Origin of the sequence: Tahibacter caeni, assembly GCF_024609805.1 — a bacterium.
GTDB classification, from domain to species: domain Bacteria; phylum Pseudomonadota; class Gammaproteobacteria; order Xanthomonadales; family Rhodanobacteraceae; genus Tahibacter; species Tahibacter caeni.
In genome coordinates this window covers 1-1,166 of the sequence record NZ_JANFVR010000649.1, presented here as the reverse complement: position 1 = coordinate 1,166, position 1,166 = coordinate 1, and the positions used below count along the sequence as shown (strand labels likewise).

General features: G+C 73.7%; 2 protein-coding genes. Both read left to right on the top strand.

Translation table 11 applies throughout. The features are described from left to right. Positions 1-593, top strand: a 593-nt coding sequence (locus NON22_RS24580) for a ChbG/HpnK family deacetylase (RefSeq protein WP_257389609.1), incomplete at its 5' end; no start/stop codon positions are given. Continuing rightward, on the top strand, positions 593-1,165 hold the full coding sequence (locus NON22_RS24575; RefSeq protein ID WP_257389608.1) for an acyltransferase: 573 nt from the start codon (positions 593-595) through the stop codon (positions 1,163-1,165). The genes NON22_RS24580 and NON22_RS24575, both read left to right, overlap by 1 nt. The last annotated feature ends 1 nt before the right edge of the window (position 1,166 follow it).

Here is a 1,166-nt window from a genome sequence, read left to right as displayed (position 1 = left end):
GCGACGAGATCGCGCGCCGCGCGCTGCGCGGCCGTCTCGACCGCGCCCAGCTGCGGCGCGAGCTCGGCGCGCAGCTCGACGCGTTCGCCGCGCTCGGTCTGCGCCCGACCCACATCGACAGCCACCAGCACGTGCATGCGTTTCCGGCCGTGTTCGACGTCGTCGCGGCCGAATGCGCCGCGCGCGGACTGCCGCTGCGCCAGCCCGAGGTGCTGCGCCTGCGCGCAGGCCGGCCCGATCTCGGCCGGCGCCTGCGCAGCGGGCTGCTCGCGCTGTTCAACCGCCGCAACGCCTGGCGCTGGCGCGGCCGCCTGCGCAGCAACCGCGGCTTCGCGAGCCTGTTCGATTTCGGCGCGGTGCCCGCGCAGCCCACGGCGCAGCACTACCACGAGCTGCTGACGTCGGCGTCCGGCGATCCGCTGGAGCTCATGGTGCATCTGGTCCGCGACGCCGACGCCGTACAGGGGCTGACCCGCATCGGCGCGGCCGCCGCGGCCGAATGGCGCTTCCTGCGCGACGGCGGACTCGCGCCGCTGATCGCCGAACAGAACCTGCGCCTGTGCACCTACGCGCAGGCCTTCGAGGAGGACTGATGCATCGCGACACGCACGAAGGCCGTCCCTCCTCGCTCGCGCGCTGGTCGCTGCGCGAGGCGGTGTTCCTGGTGCTCGCGAATAATCTGCCGCGACTCTGGCTGCTCGACCGTTACCGCGCCGCGATCTATCGCCTGGCCGGCATCGAGGTCGGCCGCGGCAGCACGATCTACGGCCCGGTCGGCGTGCGGCCCTACGGCGGCGGCCGCTACATCTCGATCGGCCGCGGCACCTTCCTCAACGTCGACACCGCGTTCACCGTGGTCTACGATCGCGTGCGCATCGGCGACCGCGTGCAGATCGGTCCGCGCGTGGCCTTCGAGACCATGGGCCACGGCCTGGTCTACGTGCCGGGCAAGGGCCGCGGCCGCACCTCGGCGCCGATCGTCGTCGAGGACGAAGTCTGGATCGGCGCGAACGCAGTGATCCTGCAGGGCGTGACCATCGGCCGCGGCGCGGTCGTCGCCGCCGGCGCCGTCGTGACGCGCGACGTGGCCCCGTACTCGCTCGTCGGCGGCGTGCCGGCGCGCGTGCTGCGCGCGCTGCCGCAGCCGCCGGGAGATTCGCCATGAA

Bases quoted from the DNA above. Each gene is read 5' to 3' on its own strand.
- NON22_RS24575 (WP_257389608.1), top strand. From the start codon at position 593: ATGCATCGCGACACGCACGAAGGCCGTCCCTCCTCGCTCGCGCGCTGG.